The organism is Streptomyces sp. NPDC058864 (genome assembly GCF_042742985.1).
Classification (GTDB): Bacteria; Actinomycetota; Actinomycetes; order Streptomycetales; family Streptomycetaceae; genus Actinacidiphila.
In genome coordinates, this window is sequence record NZ_JBHYMQ010000065.1 from 1 (window position 1) to 18,961 (window position 18,961).

Consider the following 18,961-nt stretch of genomic DNA (forward strand, 5'->3'; position numbering starts at 1 on the left):
GCGGTGGCAGACCACCGCGGCCGCGCCGTGACGGGAGTCGCTCAGGCGATCGTGCCGGAGTCGCCGGGAGCGCCGGGAGCTCCGGGCAGATCGGTACCGGTGGCGGAAGTCTCGGGCGCGCTCGCGCTGGCCGAGGTGCCGCCGTCACCGGTGCTGCCGTCGGCGCCCGTGTCGGTCGGGGTGGGCGTGGGACTCCCCGTGCCGGTCGGCGTCGTCGACGGCGATCCGGACGGACTGCCGCCGGTCGGATCGCCCGTTCCTCCGGTCTGGCCGCCCGTCTGGCTGCCGGTCTGGCCGCCGGTCGTGGTGCCTCCCCCGTGCGTGCTGCCGCCGTGCGAACCACCGCCCGAACCACCGGCGCCGGCCGAGCCACCGCCCGTCGAGGAGCCGCCGCCGGCCCCGCCGCCGGTGCCGTCGGTACCGCCGGAGTCGCCTCCGGACACGGACCCGGTACCGCCACCGGTGCCGGCGGCCGGAGCGCCCGGCGTCGTCACGGCGTCGCTGCCGCTCGCGGAGGGTCTGGGCCGCTGGCTCGAGCCGGGGCTCGGGATGTCCTCGGCAGGGAGGCCGTCGTCCGCGTTGTCCTCCTGGGCCGACTCCACCGGCTTCACGTTCATGGGGGTGTTCTGGTCGCCGCCGGAGGCCGTCGTGCCGAGGGTGACGACGGTGCCGAGCACGGCCGCCAGCAGGGCGCCCGCGCCGGCGGCGACGAGGTTGCGGCGGGAGCCGGTGAGGGCGATCCGGCGCGGGGCGGTGGCCGCCGCGGCCAGGCGCCTGCCGATGATCGTCGTCGGCGCCTCGGACATGTCGGTGCCCGTCGCCGGGGTCTCGATGCCCACGAGGCCCGCGCCGGGCACAGGACCGCCCGCCCGGTCCACGACGAGCGCGAGGGTACGGCGCCCCACCGTGGTGCCCTGGCGGTCCGCGAGGGCGCCGCGCAGGGCTATCGAGGCCTCGAGCTCGCTGCGGGCCCGGTCCAGGTTGCCCAGGCACAGCGCCAGGACGCCGAGTTCGTGGAGGAAGTACGCCTCCTCGCCCACCTCCCCGCCGAGCCGGGCGGCCTCCTGGCCGACGCGCAGCGCGCGCTCCCACGCGCTCCAGTGCATGGCTGCGGCGAGGACGGGCGCCACCGTACGGGCCAGGAGCACCGCGGCGCTCGTGTGTCCGCCGTCGCGGGCCGCGCCCAGGGCGGCCAGGATGGCCTCCGCCTCGGCGGCGACGCGCCGCGGGGTGACCGAGGGGTGCCCGGCCCACCAGGCGTAGTGCTGGGCGGCGGCCAGCGACTGCGGGGAGCCCTCGGCTGCGGCCTCGGCGGCCAGTCCGTCCACGAGGGCCAGTTGCCGGCCCACGCCCGCCGCGAGGCGGTGGTGCGCGGCGACGGGCACGGCGAGACCGACGGCCACGATCTCGCCGAGCGCGGCGTCGCCGTGGGTGTCGCCGACGAGCGCCGGCAGGTGCGACTGGTGCGGGCACTCGCCGCCCAGGGCCACCGCGAAGCGCAGCGCCTCCTGGGCCGAGGTACCGAGGCGGGAGGCGAGCAGGGCGGCGGGCGCGGCGCTCTCGGCGAGCGAGGGCAGCGGCACGTGCGCGGCCGGCACGCCCGGTTCGGCGTCGAAGGGCGCGTCGACCGGGAGTCCGTCCGCGGCCGGCACATCGCCCCACACCGACTCGTCCGCCGCGAGGATCTCCGCCCCCACGGCGTCACGCTGCCGCAGCAGCGCACCGGCCTGGACGAAGCGCAGCGGCAGGCCCTCGGACTCGAACCACAGGTCGGCCGCCCAGGCGGTCTCCTCCTCCTCCAGCGGGCGGCCCGCGGAGAGCTCCAGCAGCTCCAGGCAGGCGACCCGGGTCAGTCCGGGGAGGAAGACCTCCTCGACCAGGGAGTCGGAGGCGGGGGCCGGCACGTCGGGCGTGGCCGACATCACGAAGGCGCACTCGGGCGCCGCCGCGAGCAGTTCCTCCAGGGAGGCGCCGCCGAACTCCAGGTCGTCCAGGACGACGACGGCGCCGACCTCGCGCAGCAGCTCCAGCAGCCGGCTGCGGTCGGGGCGGTAGTCCTCGGTGTCGTAGACGGTGCCGAACAGCTCCTGCAGCAGGTCGCTGGGGGTCCGCCGGTAGCCGGAGATGCGGATCACACCGTCGGGGGCGAGGTCCTCGCAGGCCTGCGCGACCGCTTCGAGCAGCACGCTGCGCCCGGCGCCGGAGGGCCCGGTCACGCGTACCGAGCGGCCCCGGGAGAGCAGCCGCACCAGGCGCTCGCGCTCCTCCTCCCGCTCCAGCAGCGGGAGCTCGGGTGCGCGGGGCCCCGGCGGCACCGACGGCCGGGCGGCGGCGGTGAGCGCCGCGCGCTCCTGTGCCGCGCGCCGTACGGGGCTGGGCAGGTCGCCGGGGGCGAGGGAGCTGACCTCGCTGCCGTCGACGGGGTTGAGGGTCAGCTTGCAGTCGCCCACGACGAGTTCGACGACGCGTGGCGCGTCGCCGTCCGCCGTGCCCGCCCCGACCTCGAGGGCGAGCGGGTCGCGTGGCGGCCGGCCGACGCGCGGGGTCGGCAGGGTGCCGTCCTCCGCGCCGACGGCCGGCTTCGCGTCGGCGAGGTTCGTGGAGTCCTGTTGTGCGCCGTACTCGTCACCGGTCATGTCGGGTCCGTGTGGGTCCATTAGTCTCCGCCCCCATGTGCGTCGCAGCGGGGCCCCACCGGGCCCGCGGTTCCGCCGTTGGACCGGTCCGGCTCCCCTCCTCGGCGTACGGGGTTGAGGCACGCCGGAACCGAACCCTAAACCTTCCCACAGTATGTGCGAAGCCCAGGGCGCCCATGCCGCCCTTGCGTCCGAATCTGTCCGGGGTTGCCGCTTCCGTGGCGGCGCGCCCGGTGGGTGCGCTAGGTCCGCGGCAGTGCTTCTGCCGCGATTCCCCCCTCGATGACCAGGATGCGGTGCAGCCTCGTGGCCACCAGCAGCCGCTGCATCTGCGCGGGCACGCCCCGCAGGACGAGCCGCCGGTCCGCCCGGCCGCAGCGGCGGTGCGCCCCCATGATGACCCCCAGGCCCGTCGCGTCCCACGAGTCGAGTTCGGTCAGGTCGAGCACGAGGTCGCCGTGGCCGCCGTCCACCGCGCTGTGCAGGACCTTGCGGGCGTCCGCCGCGGTGCGGACGTCGAGGCGGCCCCCGACGACCAGCTCGGCGTGATCGCCCCTGATGTGCATTACGCCTCCCCGTGGAGTGAATGGGTGGGAACTGCCGTGGTTCTACGTAACTGACGGTCCGTCGTACGAAGAGGTTGCCGTCTGTGAGCGAACCGATACCGAATTCACCCTTGCGAGTGACAGGAGGGGTCCGAGGGGCCCAGCCCGCCGGTCATCCGCACCGGACCGGGCCCTTTGGATTGACGCTCCGTCAGTACCGGTAGAAGCCCTCGCCGCTCTTGCGGCCGAGCGCGCCCGCGTCCACCATGCGCCGCATGAGCTCCGGCGGGGCGAACTTCTCGTCCTGGGATTCGGTGTAGATGTTGTCGGCGGCGTGCAGCAGGATGTCGACGCCGGTGAGGTCGGCGGTCGCCAGCGGGCCCATCGCGTGGCCGAAACCGAGCTTGCAGGCGACGTCGATGTCCTCGGCCGTGGCGACGCCCGACTCGTAGAGCTTGGTGGCCTCGACGACCAGCGCCGCGATCAGCCGGGTGGTGACGAAGCCGGCGACGTCCCGGTTGACGACGATCGTCGTCTTGCCGATCTCCTCCGCGAAGGCCTTGGCGCGCACCAGGGTCGCGTCGCCGGTCTTGTACCCGCGGACCAGCTCGCACAGCTGCATGAGCGGCACCGGCGAGAAGAAGTGGGTGCCGACCACGCTCTCCGGGCGCTCCGTCACCGCCGCGATCTTGGTGATCGGAATGGCCGAGGTGTTGGAGGCCAGTACCGCGTCCGCCTTGGCGATCTTGTCGAGGGCGCGGAAGATCTCCTGCTTGACCTCGATCTTCTCGAAGACGGCCTCGACGACGATGTCGGCGTCGGCGGCCGCGTCCAGGTCGGTGGTGGTGGTGATGCGCGCGAGCGCGGCGGCCGCGTCCTCGGCGGCGAGCCTGCCCTTGGCGACGAACTTCCCGTAGGACGCCTCGATCCCGCCCTTGCCCCGGGCCAGCGCCTCGTCCGTGATGTCACGCAGGACGACCTCGTAACCCGCCTGTGCGGACACCTGCGCGATGCCGGAGCCCATCAGGCCGGCTCCGATGACGGCGAGCTTCTTCGCCACGGCACACACCAATCTTCTCGATGCTGTTGCCGGGACCTTAACGTCGGTTCACAGCGGAGCGCAGCAGGAAGAGAGGCGGGTCACCCTGTGTCCTTCGTCGCACAGTTGAGGGCCCCGGCGCCCAGTTGCTGCCGCACCGCGTCCAGTTTGACCGGGACCGCCCCGCGAGTCTGCTTCCGTCGCCCCCGCCGCCGGCCCGCCACGGGGCGCGCCCCAGGCGCGGCCTGACTACGCTCGACACATGGTCAATCTGACGCGCATCTACACGCGGACCGGGGACGACGGCACCACCGCCCTCGGCGACATGAGCCGCACCGCCAAGACCGACAGCCGCATCTCGGCCTACGCGGACGCCAACGAGGCGAACGCGGCGATCGGTGTGGCGCTCGCGCTCGGCGCGCTCCCGCAGGACGTCGCGACCGTCCTCGTACGGGTCCAGAACGACCTCTTCGACGTCGGCGCCGACCTCGCGACACCCGTGGTCCAGGACCCCAAGTACCCGCCGCTGCGCGTCGAGCAGTCCTACGTGGACCGGCTGGAGGCGGACTGCGACCGCTTCCTGGAGGAGCTGGAGAAGCTGCGCAGCTTCATCCTGCCGGGCGGCACCCCGGGCGCCGCGCTGCTCCACCAGGCGTGCACGGTCGTCCGCCGCGCCGAGCGTTCCACCTGGACCGCGCTGGAGGAGCACGGCGAGACGATGAACCCGCTCACCGCCACCTACCTCAACCGGCTGTCCGACCTGCTGTTCATCCTGGCCCGTACCGCCAACAAGGAGGTCGGCGACGTGCTGTGGGTACCCGGCGAGAACCGCTGACCGCCCCCGCTCAGGCACGCGGCCGGGCGGCTGGTTCCCGCTTGGGCCACAGCGTGTAGCTCGCCGCGACGACGGCGTGGATCCCGGCCGCCGCCGCCATCCGCACCTGCCACTCCGCCAGGGCCGCCGTGCGTCCGGCGTCCGCGACGAGCAGGACGGCCGACTGCAGCAGGGCGGCGGTGACGGCCGCGGACACCGCGGTACGGCCCAGCAGCCGCCACTCGTGCACGGCCCGGGCCCTGCCGTACTTCGGCGCCGTCGGCGGCTTCGGGCCGCCCGCGAAGCGGTGCGCGAACCGGGCATCGGCCCAGCGGACGACGGAGTGGCCGTAGCCGGCCGAGAAGCCGACGTACGCGGCGGCCAGACCGTGCCGCGCGGCGGCGGTGCCGCCGTCGCGGAGGTCGGCCACGGCGGCGGCCAGCAGCACCAGGTCCACCAGGGGCACGCACACCAGCAGGGCCGCGCCCGCCCGGGGCCGGCGCAGCAGGTAGCGCACCGCGAGCCCGGCGCCGAGCAGCACCCAGAAGGCGATCTCGCACCCGATGATCAGGGTCACCAACATGCCGCAAGGCTCACCCACCGCCGCCGCGGGGCGCGTCGTCGGCGCTGATGAGACCCGGCTGCATCCTTCGGTGTACGTACCGGCTCCGACCCCCGGCCGAGGCGCCCCGTCCGTGCCGCGTGCTGGGATGGGCCCATGACGACCACCGCCGCCCGGCGCCCGCACCGCGACGACGTGCTGATCGCCGTGGCGGGGCTCGCGGGCGGGCTCACGATGTGGGCGTTCGGGCTGTACACCTACTCCGGGAACCATCCGGCGGGCGGCCGCCCCTGGCTGCCGCTGCTCCCGCTGGTGACCATGGCCGGATGCGAACTGCTGCGCAGGACCGCGCCCCGCCTCGCCGTCGTCGTCGGCGTGCTCACCTTCTGCGCGGACTTCGTGATCGGTTCGCTGCTGGTGACCGTGCTGATGTTCACCGACCTCGTGTACGCCGCCGTCCTGTACGGGCCGAAACGGCTGAGCCGGGTGGTTCCGGTCGCGAGCGTGCTCAGCACGGCCGCGCTCACGGCCACCGCCGTGGCGGTGCACCCGGTCGCCGAGTCCCTGCTGATCGGCGTGGTCGGCGCCCTGGTCTCGGTGGCCCCCGCCTCGACGGGGGTGATCGTACGGCGGCACCGCGACGAGGCCGCGCACGAACGGCTGCGCGCGGAGCAGACCGCGCTCCTCTCGGAGCTGGACCGCCGGGAGGCGGTGGGCCGTGAGCGGGCCCGGATGGCCCGCGAACTGCACGACATGGTGGCGGGCCACCTCTCCGCGATCGCCGTCCACTCCACCGCCGCGCTGTCGCTGGACCGCCACGAGGGCCCGGCCCGCGAGGCGCTGGCGGTGATCCGGCAGAACAGCGTGGAGGGCCTGTCCGAGATGCGCCGGCTGATCGGGCTGCTGCGCGACTCGGCGGGCGAGGACGGGGAGCCTGCCCCCGTCCCGCGGCTGGCAGGTCTGGACGCGCTCCTGGAGCAGATGCGCGCGGCGGCCCCGCACTCGGCCTTCGTGCTGCGCGACGAACGCCCCCAGGGCGGCGGTTCGCTGCCCGCACCGGTGGAACTGGCGGCGTACCGGATCGTGCAGGAGTCCTTGACCAACGTCCTCAAGCACGCGTCGCCGGGTGAGGTGCCCGTCATGCTGGAGCAGGACGGCAAGGCGCTGACCGTGACCGTGGCGAGCCCCTGCCGCAGCGGCGGCACGGGGCTCCGGCCCGGGCCCCGGGCCCCCGGCTCCGGCAGCGGCCTGATCGGGATGCGCGAACGCACCGAACTGCTGGGCGGCACCTTCGAGGCGGGCCGGGAGGGCACGACATGGCGGGTACGGGCGGTACTGCCCATGGAGGGGAACGCATGATCCGGGTGGTCGTCGCCGAGGACCAGTCCGCGGTACGGGCAGGGCTGGTGCTGATCCTGCGCTCGGTGCCCGACATCGAGGTGGTCGGCGAGGCCGCCGACGGGGAGGCCGCGGTCCGCGTCGCCCGCGAGCTGCGCCCGGACGTGATCCTCATGGACCTCCAGATGCCCCGGCTGGACGGGGTGTCCGCGACCCGGGAGATCGTCGCGGAGGGCCTGGCCGACGTGCTCGTCCTCACCACGTTCGACCTGGACGATTACGTCTTCGGGGCGCTGCGCGCGGGCGCCGCCGGATTCCTGCTCAAGGACACCGAGGCGGACCAGCTGATCGAGGGCGTACGGCTGGTGGCCCGCGGCGAGGGGATGATCGCGCCCGCGGTGACCCGCCGGCTGATCGGCGAGTTCGCCCGTCCGAGGCCGCGGCCGGCCGCCGACCGTGCCGTCCTCGGCCCGCTGACGCCGCGGGAGCGGGAGGTGCTGGTCTGCGTGGGCGAGGGCCTGTCCAACGCGGAGATCGCGGCGCGGCTGGAGATGGCGGAGGCCACGGCGAAGACGCACGTCAGCCGCATGCTGGCGAAGCTGGAGCTGCGCAGTCGCGTGCAGGCGGCAGTGCTCGCCCAGGAACTGGGACTGCCGGGGCGGCCATAGGAGCGGCCGGACCGGACAGGGCCGTCGGGCGGCAGCCGCCAAGCCACGTTGACCCTCCCCCAGACTTCGTCCGGGGGCACCCCCAGCCAGCGGGGAGCCCCGAACAGCCTGCTAAGCCACGTTGACCCTCTGGCCCGGAGGGGCGGCCTCGAGCCAGGCGAGGAAGCCGGTGAGGGCGTCGTCGCTCATGGCGAGTTCCAGACGGGTTCCGCGGTGCTCGCAGACCAGGATGACGGCGTCGGAGAGGAGCGCCAGCTCCTCCTGGCCCTCCGGGAGGCGGCGGTGCAGCACCTCGATGGCGGAGCGTTCCAGCACCCGGCGCGGCCGGGGGGCGTAGGAGAAGACCCGGAACCACTCGATCCGGTCACCGCTGTAGCGGGCCACGCCGTAGGCCCAGCCCTTGCCGGAGGGTTCGCCGGCACCGGTGGGCGGCATCCGCAGGCTGCAGTCGAACGTACCGCCGGGCCGCTGGATCAGCCGGCGCCGCAGCCCGAAGACGAACAGCCCCAGCAGCGCCACCGCCACCAGGGCCCCGCACACCTGAAAAGCGAGGATCACGCCCACCGACCTCCTCGCTCCGTGTCACGAATGGTGATACTGCAGCCGCGGGACACCCTCACGGGCCTCCCGCGGCTCATGGCCCGGTGGGCCGGGTGCTCAGCGCGACCCGCTGGTGGCGGCGATCAGCCGGACCTCGGCCCGGCGCTCACCGGCGGCGTCGGCGTCGGCCTTCGCACGCTCCAGGGCCCGCTCCGCACGCTGGACGTCGATCTCCTCGGCGAGCTCGGCGATCTCCGCCAGCACCGAGAGCTTGTTGTCCGCGAACGAGATGAAGCCGCCGTGCACCGCCGCGACGACGGTGCCGCCCTCGCCGGTGCGGATCGTCACCGGACCGGACTGGAGCACGCCCAGCAGCGGCTCGTGGTTCGGCATGACGCCGATGTCGCCGGACTCGGTGCGTGCGACGACAAGTGTGGCCGCGCCGGACCAGACTTTGCGGTCCGCTGCGACCAGCTCGACGTGCAGCTCAGCCAAGATGGCTCCTCGGGTCGGCACCCGCCGCCGTCCGGCGGGTGCATAAAACAAAGGATAACGGGGGTGCGGCAAGGGGGCGGACACAGGGTCCGCCCCCTGCCACGGTGAGCCGTCGGGCGACGGGCGTCAGCTGACGCCGAGCTCGCGGGCGTTGCGCTCGAGGTCCTCGATGCCACCGCACATGAAGAACGCCTGCTCAGGGAAGTGGTCGTACTTACCGTCGGCGATGGCGTTGAACGCGGAGATCGACTCGTCCAGCGGGACGTCGGAGCCGTCGATACCGGTGAACTGCTTCGCCGCGTGGGTGTTCTGCGACAGGAAGCGCTCGATGCGGCGGGCGCGGTGGACGGTGAGCTTGTCCTCCTCGCCCAGCTCGTCGATACCGAGGATCGCGATGATGTCCTGGAGGTCCTTGTACTTCTGCAGGATCCCCTTGACGCGCATGGCGCACTCGTAGTGGTCCGCCGCGATGTAGCGGGGGTCCAGGATGCGGGACGTCGAGTCCAGCGGGTCCACCGCCGGGTAGATGCCCTTCTCCGAGATCGGACGGGACAGAACGGTCGTCGCGTCCAGGTGGGCGAAGGTGGTCGCCGGCGCCGGGTCGGTCAGGTCGTCCGCGGGGACGTAGATCGCCTGCATCGAGGTGATCGAGTGACCACGGGTCGAGGTGATGCGCTCCTGGAGGAGGCCCATCTCGTCCGCGAGGTTCGGCTGGTAACCCACCGCGGAGGGCATGCGGCCGAGCAGCGTGGAGACCTCGGAGCCGGCCTGGGTGAAGCGGAAGATGTTGTCGATGAAGAACAGCACGTCCTGCTTCTGCACATCGCGGAAGTACTCCGCCATGGTCAGACCGGCCAGGGCCACGCGCAGACGGGTGCCCGGGGGCTCGTCCATCTGGCCGAAGACCAGCGCGGTCTTGTCGAGAACGCCGGACTCCTCCATCTCCTGGATGAGGTCGTTGCCCTCACGGGTGCGCTCGCCGACGCCGGCGAACACGGAAACGCCCTCGTGCAGCTTCGCCACACGCATGATCATTTCCTGGATGAGGACGGTCTTGCCGACACCGGCGCCACCGAACAGACCGATCTTGCCGCCCTTGACGTACGGGGTCAGCAGGTCGACGACCTTCAGGCCGGTCTCGAACATCTCGGTCTTGGACTCGAGGTCCTCGAACTTCGGGGCCTTGCGGTGGATCGTCCAGCGCTCGCCGACGTTGGCGTTCTCCTCGGGGACGTTCAGCACCTCGCCGAGGGTGTTGAACACCTTGCCCTTGGTGAAGTCGCCGACCGGGACGGTGATGCCCGTGCCCGTGTCGGTCACCACGGCCTGGCGGACCAGACCGTCGGTGGGCTGCATGGAGATGGCGCGGACCAGGCCGTCACCCAGGTGCTGGGCGACCTCGAGGGTCAGCGTCTTCTTCTTGCCGTCCTCGGCCGGGTCGGCGACCTCGACGTGGAGGGCGTTGTAGATCTCCGGCATGGCGTCGACGGGGAACTCCACGTCGACGACCGGGCCGATGACCCGGGCGACGCGGCCCGTGGCAGCGGCCGTCTCAACAGTGGTGGTCATGTTTAGTCACTCCCCGCAGACGCGTCGGCCAGGGCGCTGGAGCCACCGACGATCTCGCTGATTTCCTGGGTGATTTCGGCCTGGCGGGCCTGGTTGGCAAGCCGCGTGAGCGTCTTGATGAGCTCCTCGGCGTTGTCGGTCGCGGACTTCATCGCGCGGCGGCGGGCGGCGTGCTCGGAAGCGGCACCCTGCAGCAGCGCGTTGAAGATCCGGCTCTCGACGTACCGCGGCAGCAGCGCGTCCAGGACGCCCTCCGCCGACGGCTCGAAGTCGTACAGGGGGAGGATCTCCCCCTCCTTGCGCGCCTCGCCACCGGTGGCGTCGTCCAGGGACAGCGGCAGCAGCCGCCTCTCCACCGGCGCCTGCGTCAGCATCGACACGAACTCCGTGAAGACGATGTGCAGTTCGTCGACGCCGCCCTCGGCCGTGTCCTTGAGGACCTGGTCGATCAGCGGGTCGGCCACCGACTTGGCGTCCGCGTACACCGGCTTGTCGGTGAACCCGGTCCACGAACCGGCGATCGGACGCTCGCGGAAGCCGTAGTACGCCACGCCCTTGCGGCCGATGATGTAGTGCACGACCTCCTTGCCCTCCGCGCGCAGCCGCTCGGTGAGCCGGTCGGCAGCCTTGATCGCGTTGGACGAGTAGCCGCCGGCCAGACCGCGGTCGCTCGTGACGAGCAGCACCGCGGCGCGGGTCGGGTTCTCGGCCTCGGTGGTCAGCGGGTGGTTCGTGTTGGAACCGGTCGCGACCGCCGCCACCGCTCGGGTGAGCTCATCGGCGTACGGGGACGATGCCGCGACCTGGCGCTGGGCCTTGACGATCCGGGACGCGGAGATCATCTCCATCGCCTTCGTGATCTTCTTCGTCGCGGTGACTGTCTTGATGCGGCGCTTGTATACCCGAAGCTGGGCGCCCATGCTCAGCCCTCACCCAGCAGCTTGCCGTCCGAGGTCTCGAACTGCTTCTTGAACTCCGCGACCGCGTCGGTCAGGGCCTCGACGGTGTCGTCGCCGAGCTTGCCGGTCTCGGCGATGCTCAGCAGCAGGTCCTTCTTCTCGCGGCGGAGGTAGTCCAGCAGCTCGCGCTCGAAGCGGCGGATGTCCTCTACGGGTACGTCGTCCAGCTTGCCGGTGGTGCCGGCCCAGATGGAGACGACCTGGTCCTCGATCGGGAACGGCGCGTACTGGCCCTGCTTCAGCAGCTCGACCATGCGCTTGCCGCGCTCCAGCTGCGCCTTGGAGGCCGCGTCCAGGTCGGAACCGAAGGCGGCGAACGCCTCCAGCTCGCGGTACTGGGCGAGGTCCACGCGCAGTCGGCCGGCGACCGACTTCATGGCCTTGATCTGCGCCGAGCCACCGACTCGGGAGACCGAGATACCGACGTTCAGCGCCGGGCGCTGGCCCGCGTTGAACAGGTCGGACTCCAGGAAGCACTGGCCGTCGGTGATGGAGATGACGTTGGTCGGGATGAACGCCGACACGTCGTTGGCCTTGGTCTCGACGACCGGCAGACCGGTCATCGAGCCGGCACCCAGCTCGTCGGAGAGCTTGGCGCAACGCTCCAGCAGACGGGAGTGCAGGTAGAAGACGTCACCCGGGTAGGCCTCACGGCCCGGCGGGCGGCGCAGCAGCAGGGAGACGGCGCGGTAGGCGTCGGCCTGCTTGCTCAGGTCGTCGAAGACGATCAGGACGTGCTTGCCCTGGTACATCCAGTGCTGGCCGATGGCCGAGCCGGTGTACGGGGCGAGGTACTTGAAGCCGGCCGGGTCGGACGCCGGAGCCGCGACGATCGTCGTGTACTCCAGGGCGCCTGCCTCCTCCAGCGAGGCGCGCACGCCCGCGATGGTGGAGCCCTTCTGGCCGATGGCGACGTAGATGCAGCGGACCTGCTTCTTCGGGTCGCCGGAACGCCAGTTGTCGCGCTGGTTGATGATCGTGTCGATCGCCAGGGCGGTCTTGCCGGTCTGGCGGTCGCCGATGATCAGCTGGCGCTGACCGCGGCCGATCGGGGTCATCGCGTCGACGGCCTTGAGGCCGGTCTGCATCGGCTCGTGCACGGACTTACGGGCCATGACGCCGGGAGCCTGGAGCTCCAGGGCGCGGCGGCCGTCGGTCTCAATCTCGCCGAGGCCGTCGATCGGGTTGCCGAGCGGGTCGACGACGCGACCCAGGTATCCCTCGCCGACCGCGACGGAGAGCACCTCACCGGTGCGGCGCACCGGCTGGCCCTCCTCGATGCCGCTGAACTCGCCGAGGACGATCGCACCGATCTCGCGCTCCTCGAGGTTGAGGGCGAGACCGAGGGTGCCGTCCTCGAACTTCAGCAACTCGTTCGCCATGGCCGAGGGCAGACCCTCGACCTTCGCGATACCGTCGCCGGCCAGGCTGACCGTTCCGACCTCCTCGCGCGAGGCCGCGTCCGGCTGGTACGACTGGACAAAGTTCTCCAGCGCGTCCCGGATCTCCTCCGGCCGGATCGTGAGCTCCGCCATCTGGGTTCCCTGCTCTCCTTGTTGGGCCCGAAGTATTCGCTACGGCCCAACTCGGGCCGCTGGTACTGCTCTTTGAGTTGGTGGCTGGTTCAGCCGGCCATCCGCCGGCTCGCCTCTTCGAGGCGGTCCGCGATGGTCCCGTCGATGACCTCGTCGCCGACCCGAACCGAGATGCCGCCGCGGACCGCGGGGTCCACGTCCAGGTTCAGGTGCACCTGCCGGCCGTAGATCGTGGCCAGCGCGGCACCGAGGCGCTGCTTCTGCCGGTCGCTCAGCGGTACCGCCGAGACCACGACCGCGACCGTGCGGTCACGGCGCGTCGCCGCCAGCTTGGACAGGGCGTCGATCCCTGCCTCCAGGCTACGGCCTCGCGGCTGGGTCACGAGACGGACCACGATCCGCTCGGTGACCTGGTCGACCCGCCCGTCGAGCAGCGAGTGCAGCAGTGCCGTCTTGGCCTGGGTGCCCGCGGCGCGGTCGGTCAGCGCCGCCCGCAGCTCGCTGCTGCCGGAGACGATGCGGCCGAAGCGGAACAGCTCGTCCTCGACACCGTCGAGGTGACCCGCACGCTCCGCGGCGATCAGGTCGGCGCTGTAGGACAGCTCCTCCAGCGCGTCGGCCAGATCACGCGACTGCGACCAGCGGCTGCGGACCATGCCCGAGACCAGGTCGGACGTCTCGTCGCCGATCTGCCCGCCGAGGACCGCCTGCGCCAGGCCCGCCTTGGCCTCGCCCGGCTGGGCCGGGTCGGTCAAGGCCCGGCGCAGCGAACCCTCGCGGTCGAGCAGCCCCGTGACGGCGGCCAGCTCCTCGGCGAGCTTCGCCGCGTCGACGGACGTGCTGTCCGTCAGTGCGTCGAGGCGCTCGCGCGCGGTGGCCAGTGCCTCGCGGCTCGCTCCGTTCATCGCGCGGCCTCGGCCTTCTCCTCGAGCTCGTCGAGGAAGCGGTCGATCACGCGGCTCTGGCGGGCGGTGTCCTCGAGGGACTCACCGACGATCTTGCCGGCCAGGTCGGTGGCGAGCTTGCCGACGTCCTGGCGCAGGGCGTGCGCGGCGGACCGGCGGTCGGCCTCGATCTGGGCGTGACCGGCCGCGATGATCTCCTCGCGCTGCCGCTGGCCTTCCGCACGCATCTCGGCGATGAGCGCGGCGCCCTGCTCCTGCGCCTCCTGGCGCAGACGAGCGGCCTCGTGGCGGGCCTCGGCGAGCGACTGCTTGTACTCCTCGAGGGTCCGCTGAGCCTCGGCCTGTGCGGCCTCGGCCTTCTCCATGCCGCCCTCGATGGCCTCGCGACGCTCGTCCAGAACCTTGTTGATGTTCGGGAGCAGCTTCTTGGCGAGGAAGAAGAAGACGATGGCGAAGGCGATGAGACCGATGACGAGCTCTGGGATCGGCGGGATGAGGGGGTTCTCCGCCTCCTCGGCCGCCAGCTGTGCCAGGGCGTTCACATCAGTGCCTTCCGTCGAAAGGGGTTGGTCTCGTCAGCCCGGACTCAGGAGGTCGGGTAGACGAACGGCATGACCAGACCGATCAGCGCGAGCGCCTCACAGAAGGCGAAGCCGAGGATCTGGTTGGCGCGGATCAGACCGGCGGCCTCGGGCTGGCGGGCGAGGGCCTGCGTACCGTTGCCGAAGATGATGCCGATGCCGACGCCGGGGCCGATGGCCGCGAGGCCGTAGCCGATGGAGCCCAGGTTGCCGAGGATCTGGGTGGCGGCGAGGTTCACAGCGGACATGCTGTTTCTTCCTTCTCTTTCACGGACCGGTGGGGGTTGGCCACCGGACAATCGGGGGGCTGTGCGTCGTGCGGGTGCTCAGTGGTGCTCGGCGAGCGCGCCCTGGACGTAGGAGCAGGCCAGCAGCACGAAGACGTACGCCTGGACGGCCTGGATGAAGAGCTCGAAGGCGGTCATGACGATGACCATCACGAACGAGACGCTGGCGTAGGCGATGCCGATCCCGTTGAGCAGGTACCAGCTGGCGATGGTGAACAGCAGCAGCAGGACGTGACCCGCGAACATGTTGGCGAACAGTCGCACCGCGTGGGTGAACGGCCGGACGATCACGTTGGAGAGGAACTCCAGGCCGACGACCATCGGCAGCACCGCGCCGAGGTTCTTGTCGTAGCCCGTGATGTTCTTCCAGCCCCCGACGAAGCCGTGCTTCTTGAAGGTCAGCGACATCCACGTGATGTACACGATCGCGGCGAGCGCGGCCGGGTAGCTGATGATCGCCGTCACGGGGAACTGGGCGATCGGGACGATCGACCAGAGGTTCATGATCCAGACGAAGAAGAACAACGCGACCATGAAGGGCACGTACTTCTCGCCGTCCCGCTTGCCGATCGTCTCGTAGACGATGCCGCGGCGGACGAAGTCGTAGCCGGCCTCGGCGACCATCTGCAGCTTGCCCGGGACGATCTTCGGCTTGGCGAAGGCAGCCCAGAAGAAACCGACGATCACGATGCTGCCGAGCAGCGCCAGCAGCATCGTCTTGTTGAAGTAGACGCTGCTGTCCCCGTCGCCGATCAGCGGCTTGAAGAGGAAGGAGTGCAGGCCGGGGGCCGGGAAGCCGCACCCGTCGAAGATGTGGCAGTTCGTCTCGAAGGCGAGCGTCGTTACATCACTCACCGAGAGCTCCTTCAGCGTGGCGCATAGGTACGGCAACCTCTACGTGTCGGCGCGGCGCACGGCCACGGAACGGCACTGGACTGGTCTTACGGATGTGGGGGCGGCGGGTGGGCGCTGAGCCGAAGGGCTGTTGCGAAGGCATGACTGCCACCCGCGCCAGCTCTGCCGCAGTTGAGACCGGACGATAGCAAACGAGCGGAAGTTCGCTTGCACCGGCCCTGCTTTTCACGGTGAAGTTCCGGCGGATCCGGGCTCCACGTACAGCATCTTGGTCTTCATATGAGCACGGGCCTGGGCGGCGATCCACACCAGGGTCGTGCCGAGCAGGGTGAAGGCGAACACCTGGGTGTCGAACAGCGTCGTGTGCTTGAAGACGGCCAGCACGATGGCGAGCAGCAGCAGCTGGACGGTGTAGAGCATCAGGCCCATCGCCTGGAACAGCGTGGGGTAGGAACGGGCGGTGCGCTGAAGCACCGTCAGACCGATTCCCATGAACGCGATCACCACCACCGCGCCGAAGCCCGCACCGATCGCGCCCTTGCCGCCCGCGAGCGCGCTGGAGACAGCGACCGCGATCACCCCCGCGGCGGCGGCGGGCACGGCGCAGTTCAGAAGCGTTCGGACGTCGTTGGACTGCATGGCGGCAGCTCCTCCGGCGAGGTTGGAAGTACAGGGGTCGTCGAGGACGAGGGTAGCCCGGCGTCGAGGACATGCCTCACGCCGGAAGACCATCGCACTAGGGTCTTTCGGCTTGATTCCGGGTTCTCGTGAACGGTATCACAAACTATTTGATGAGGTCTTTACCCGGTTCGTGTGTGACCTGTCACACGGAAGGAGTACTCCTCGCGGTGTCTCCCCCACGCCGCGATACCGGTGTGCTATCGGGCGGCCCGCCTACGAACGGCTGCCCGCGCCGCGGCCGGCGTCCACCAGGGACCGCGCGCTCAGCGCGGTCGCGCCGTTGACGCCGGGAGCCTCCCCTGCGGCGATGGCGGCCGCGGCGGCGGCGTGGGCCGCCTGCGCGGCGTCCGCCTGGGTACGGCGGTAGCGCGGCGGGACGAACGCCTCCGCCCAGCGCGGGGCCCGGGGCCGGAAGCGCGGCATGAGCAGGGCGCTCAGCCCCATGGCGCTCAGCATCACGATGCCCAGGACGATCCACAGGCTGGAGGAGTTGACCGCGAAGGCGACCGCGCCGAAGGCGATCAGCGCGGACCAGAAGTACATGATCCACACGGCCCGGCTGTGCGAGTGGCCGATGTCCAGCAGCCGGTGGTGGAGGTGCCCGCGGTCGGCGGCGAACGGCGACTGACCGTTCCAGGTGCGGCGGACGATGGCCAGCACCAGGTCGGCCGCGGGGATCGCGATGAGCGTCAGCGGCAGCACCAGGGGCATGTAGACCGGCACCATGAAGTGCGTGGTGTCCCGGGTCGAGCCGGTGAGGTTGGTGATGGCGTCGGGGTCGGTCTGGCCGGTGATCGAGATGGCGCCGGAGGCCAGCACCAGGCCGATCAGCATCGAGCCCGAGTCGCCCATGAAGATCCGCGCGGGATGCAGGTTGTGCGGCAGGAAGCCCAGGCACATCCCGATGAGGATGGCGCTGAACAGCGTCGCCGGAGCGGCGGCCTCGATGCCGTAGCCGTACCAGATGCGGTACGCGTACATGAAGAACGCGATCGCGGCGATGCACACCATTCCGGACGCGAGTCCGTCGAGTCCGTCGACGAAGTTCACCGCGTTGATCGTGATCACCACCAGGGCCACGGTCAGCAGCGTCGACTGCACCGGTGTGAGCGCGACGATGCCCTTGCCCGGGATCGGCAGCCACAGCACGGTGAGGCCCTGCAGCACCATCACGCCGGCCGCGATCATCTGCGCGCCCAGCTTGATCAGGGCGTCCACGCCCCACTTGTCGTCCAGCACGCCCAGCAGCCAGATCAGTCCGGCGCCGGAGAGCAGCGCCCTTGGCTCGTTGGAGAGCTCGAAGACGCTCTTGAGGTTGGTCAGGTGGGCCGCCACCAGCAGACCCGCGCACAGGCCGCCGAACATGGCGATGCCACCGAGGCGTGGCGTGGGTTCTCGATGGACGTCACGATCGCGGATCTCGGGCATGGCACCTGCCGCGATGGCGAACTTCCGCACCGGCCCCGTGAGGAGGTAGGTCACGGCTGCTGCCACGCACAGGGTCAAGAGGTACTCGCGCACGGGCACACCCTATTCGCGTCCGGGTGGCGACTGTAAACACAGACGAAGACTCACAGCGGGTACCCAGGGTTGCACATGCCACTCACGGGGGTGGCCCGGCCCCCCTGTGAAGCGCGTCTCAGCCGGGGTACGGGGGGAACCCCTCCACCAGTTCCGCGACCTCGCCGGCCAGTCCCCGCTCCTCCCGCAGCGCCCGCACGATCAGGTCCGCGACCTGCGGCATCTGTTCCTCGCGCATCCCCTGGGTGGTCACCGACGCGGTGCCCAGACGGATTCCGGAACCGGCCGCGCAGGGCTCGGTGTCGTACGGCAGCGTGTACTTGTCCAGCACGATCCCGGCGGCCGCGCACAGGCCGCGGGCGCGCATCCCCGTGACGCCGAGCGCCGACACGTCGGCGGCGATCAGATGGGTGTCCGTGCCGCCGGTGGCGATGCGCAGGCCGTGCGCGGCGAGCGCGCCGGCGAGCGTACGGGCGTTGGCGACGACCTGGTGCGCGTACAGCGCGAACTCCGGCCGCGCCGCCTCGGCCAGGGCCGCCGCCTTCGCCGCGACGGCGTGCATGTGCGGGCCGCCCTGCGAGAAGGGGAAGACCGCCCGGTCGATGCGCTGGGCCAGGTCGGCACCGCACAGGACCAGCCCGCCGCGCGGGCCGCGCAGCGTCTTGTGCGTGGTGGCGCACACCACGTCCGCGTACGGCACCGGGTTGGGGGCGGCGCCGCCGGCGACCAGGCCGAGGGTGTGCGCGGCGTCCACGATCAGGTACGCGCCGACGTCGTCCGCGATTTCCCGGAAGGCGGCGTAGTCGATGTGCCGGGGGTAGGCGATGCCACCGCAGACGATCGCCTTCGGGCGGTGCCGGTGGGCCAGGTCCCGCAACTGCTCGTAGTCGATCAGGCCGCCCTCCTCGAAGGTCTCCCCCCGGGTCACCCCGTAGCCGGCGAAGCGGAACCAGCGGCCGGAGAAGTTGGACTCCGATCCGTGGGTGAGGTGGCCGCCATGGGCCAGCGACATCGCCAGGACGGTGTCCCCGGGGACCAGGAGGGCCGCGTAGGCGGCCAGCACGGCCGAGGAGCCGGAGTAGGGCTGCACGTTCGCGTGCGCGGCTCCGAACAGCCGTGTGGCCCTTTCCACGGCCAGCCGCTCGGCCAGGTCGACCAGCTCGCACCCGGCGTGGTGGCGGTGACCGGGGTAGCCCTCCGCGTACTTGTTGGCGAGCGGCGAGCCGAGCGCCGTCAGGACGGCCGGCGAGGTGAAGTTCTCGCCCGCGATCAACTGCAGGCACGAGGCCTGCCGCTGGGCCTCCCCGAGGAGGATGTCGGCGAGCTCGGGGTCATGGGCGCGCAGCTCGTCGAGGCCGCGGTCCCCGGCCGGGAGCGTGGGGGTGACTATGTGGGGTGAAGACGCTTCCGCGGTGGGCATGGCGGCGCTCC

At 71.4% G+C, this 18,961-nt stretch carries 19 protein-coding genes; 3 read left to right on the top strand and 16 right to left on the bottom strand.

Annotation, left to right across the window (positions count from 1 at the left end; all coding sequences use genetic code 11):
* Positions 1 to 41: 41 nt before the first annotated feature.
* From ACFW3D_RS33345 to ACFW3D_RS33355, 3 genes are all read right to left on the bottom strand, one after another.
* The gene (locus tag ACFW3D_RS33345) at positions 42 to 2,636 is read right to left on the bottom strand and encodes an ATP-binding protein (RefSeq protein ID WP_500510711.1); all 2,595 of its coding nucleotides are present in this window, start codon (positions 2,634 to 2,636) and stop codon (positions 42 to 44) included.
* A 242-nt stretch (positions 2,637 to 2,878) separates the two neighbouring features.
* Entirely contained in the window at positions 2,879 to 3,202 is a 324-nt protein-coding gene (locus tag ACFW3D_RS33350; RefSeq protein WP_018563514.1) for an STAS domain-containing protein, read from the bottom strand.
* A gap of 190 nt (positions 3,203 to 3,392) precedes the next feature.
* Complete coding sequence (locus ACFW3D_RS33355) at positions 3,393 to 4,241, bottom strand: 3-hydroxyacyl-CoA dehydrogenase family protein (RefSeq protein WP_500510713.1); 849 nt, start codon at positions 4,239 to 4,241, stop codon at positions 3,393 to 3,395.
* Positions 4,242 to 4,482: 241 nt separating this feature from the next.
* On the opposite strand from ACFW3D_RS33355, the gene ACFW3D_RS33360 reads away from it, so the two are divergent.
* Positions 4,483 to 5,055, top strand: a complete 573-nt coding sequence (locus ACFW3D_RS33360) for a cob(I)yrinic acid a,c-diamide adenosyltransferase (RefSeq protein WP_500510715.1) — start codon at positions 4,483 to 4,485, stop codon at positions 5,053 to 5,055.
* A gap of 10 nt (positions 5,056 to 5,065) precedes the next feature.
* On the opposite strand, the gene ACFW3D_RS33365 is transcribed toward ACFW3D_RS33360, so the two are convergent.
* Positions 5,066 to 5,617 carry a hypothetical protein gene (locus tag ACFW3D_RS33365; protein ID WP_500510718.1) on the bottom strand — a complete coding sequence of 184 codons (552 nt, stop codon included), beginning with the start codon at positions 5,615 to 5,617 and terminating at the stop codon, positions 5,066 to 5,068.
* Between the two features lie 135 nt (positions 5,618 to 5,752).
* On the opposite strand from ACFW3D_RS33365, the gene ACFW3D_RS33370 reads away from it, so the two are divergent.
* Positions 5,753 to 6,955: a sensor histidine kinase gene (locus tag ACFW3D_RS33370; RefSeq protein ID WP_500510721.1), complete on the top strand. Its 1,203-nt coding sequence runs from the start codon at positions 5,753 to 5,755 to the stop codon at positions 6,953 to 6,955.
* Positions 6,952 to 7,602, top strand: a complete 651-nt coding sequence (locus ACFW3D_RS33375; RefSeq protein ID WP_500510723.1) for a response regulator — start codon at positions 6,952 to 6,954, stop codon at positions 7,600 to 7,602. Before ACFW3D_RS33370 ends, ACFW3D_RS33375 begins: the two co-directional genes overlap by 4 nt.
* Positions 7,603 to 7,713: 111 nt before the next feature.
* Here the strand turns inward: ACFW3D_RS33375 and ACFW3D_RS33380 are convergent, their stop codons facing one another.
* The 12 genes from ACFW3D_RS33380 to glyA form a co-directional block, all read right to left on the bottom strand.
* On the bottom strand, positions 7,714 to 8,160 hold the full coding sequence (locus ACFW3D_RS33380) for a DUF2550 domain-containing protein (RefSeq protein WP_500510726.1): 447 nt from the start codon (positions 8,158 to 8,160) through the stop codon (positions 7,714 to 7,716).
* A gap of 99 nt (positions 8,161 to 8,259) precedes the next feature.
* Positions 8,260 to 8,640 (bottom strand): F0F1 ATP synthase subunit epsilon, encoded by a 381-nt coding sequence (locus tag ACFW3D_RS33385; protein ID WP_354797621.1) that lies wholly within the window; start codon positions 8,638 to 8,640, stop codon positions 8,260 to 8,262.
* A 123-nt stretch (positions 8,641 to 8,763) separates the two neighbouring features.
* Complete coding sequence (gene atpD / locus ACFW3D_RS33390) at positions 8,764 to 10,206, bottom strand: F0F1 ATP synthase subunit beta (protein WP_500510728.1); 1,443 nt, start codon at positions 10,204 to 10,206, stop codon at positions 8,764 to 8,766.
* Positions 10,207 to 10,208: 2 nt separating this feature from the next.
* Positions 10,209 to 11,126: a F0F1 ATP synthase subunit gamma gene (locus ACFW3D_RS33395; protein WP_500510730.1), complete on the bottom strand. Its 918-nt coding sequence runs from the start codon at positions 11,124 to 11,126 to the stop codon at positions 10,209 to 10,211.
* Positions 11,127 to 11,128: 2 nt separating this feature from the next.
* Positions 11,129 to 12,700 (bottom strand): F0F1 ATP synthase subunit alpha, encoded by a 1,572-nt coding sequence (gene atpA, locus ACFW3D_RS33400; RefSeq protein WP_499602481.1) that lies wholly within the window; start codon positions 12,698 to 12,700, stop codon positions 11,129 to 11,131.
* A gap of 89 nt (positions 12,701 to 12,789) precedes the next feature.
* Positions 12,790 to 13,605, bottom strand: a complete 816-nt coding sequence (locus ACFW3D_RS33405) for a F0F1 ATP synthase subunit delta (RefSeq protein ID WP_500510732.1) — start codon at positions 13,603 to 13,605, stop codon at positions 12,790 to 12,792.
* Positions 13,602 to 14,147, bottom strand: a complete 546-nt coding sequence (locus ACFW3D_RS33410) for a F0F1 ATP synthase subunit B (protein ID WP_499602484.1) — start codon at positions 14,145 to 14,147, stop codon at positions 13,602 to 13,604. Before ACFW3D_RS33410 ends, ACFW3D_RS33405 begins: the two co-directional genes overlap by 4 nt.
* 44 nt (positions 14,148 to 14,191) lie before the next feature.
* The gene (gene atpE, locus ACFW3D_RS33415) at positions 14,192 to 14,434 is read right to left on the bottom strand and encodes an ATP synthase F0 subunit C (protein WP_018563527.1); all 243 of its coding nucleotides are present in this window, start codon (positions 14,432 to 14,434) and stop codon (positions 14,192 to 14,194) included.
* A 78-nt stretch (positions 14,435 to 14,512) separates the two neighbouring features.
* Positions 14,513 to 15,343, bottom strand: coding sequence for a F0F1 ATP synthase subunit A (atpB, locus tag ACFW3D_RS33420; RefSeq protein ID WP_026251816.1), 831 nt, complete (start codon positions 15,341 to 15,343; stop codon positions 14,513 to 14,515).
* 210 nt (positions 15,344 to 15,553) lie between these two features.
* Positions 15,554 to 15,967: a Cg1360 family ATP-synthase-associated protein gene (locus ACFW3D_RS33425; protein WP_500510734.1), complete on the bottom strand. Its 414-nt coding sequence runs from the start codon at positions 15,965 to 15,967 to the stop codon at positions 15,554 to 15,556.
* Between the two features lie 255 nt (positions 15,968 to 16,222).
* Positions 16,223 to 17,530 (bottom strand): MraY family glycosyltransferase, encoded by a 1,308-nt coding sequence (locus ACFW3D_RS33430; protein ID WP_500510736.1) that lies wholly within the window; start codon positions 17,528 to 17,530, stop codon positions 16,223 to 16,225.
* Positions 17,531 to 17,648: 118 nt separating this feature from the next.
* Positions 17,649 to 18,950 (bottom strand): serine hydroxymethyltransferase, encoded by a 1,302-nt coding sequence (glyA, locus tag ACFW3D_RS33435; RefSeq protein WP_500510738.1) that lies wholly within the window; start codon positions 18,948 to 18,950, stop codon positions 17,649 to 17,651.
* Between the last annotated feature and the right edge of the window lie 11 nt (positions 18,951 to 18,961).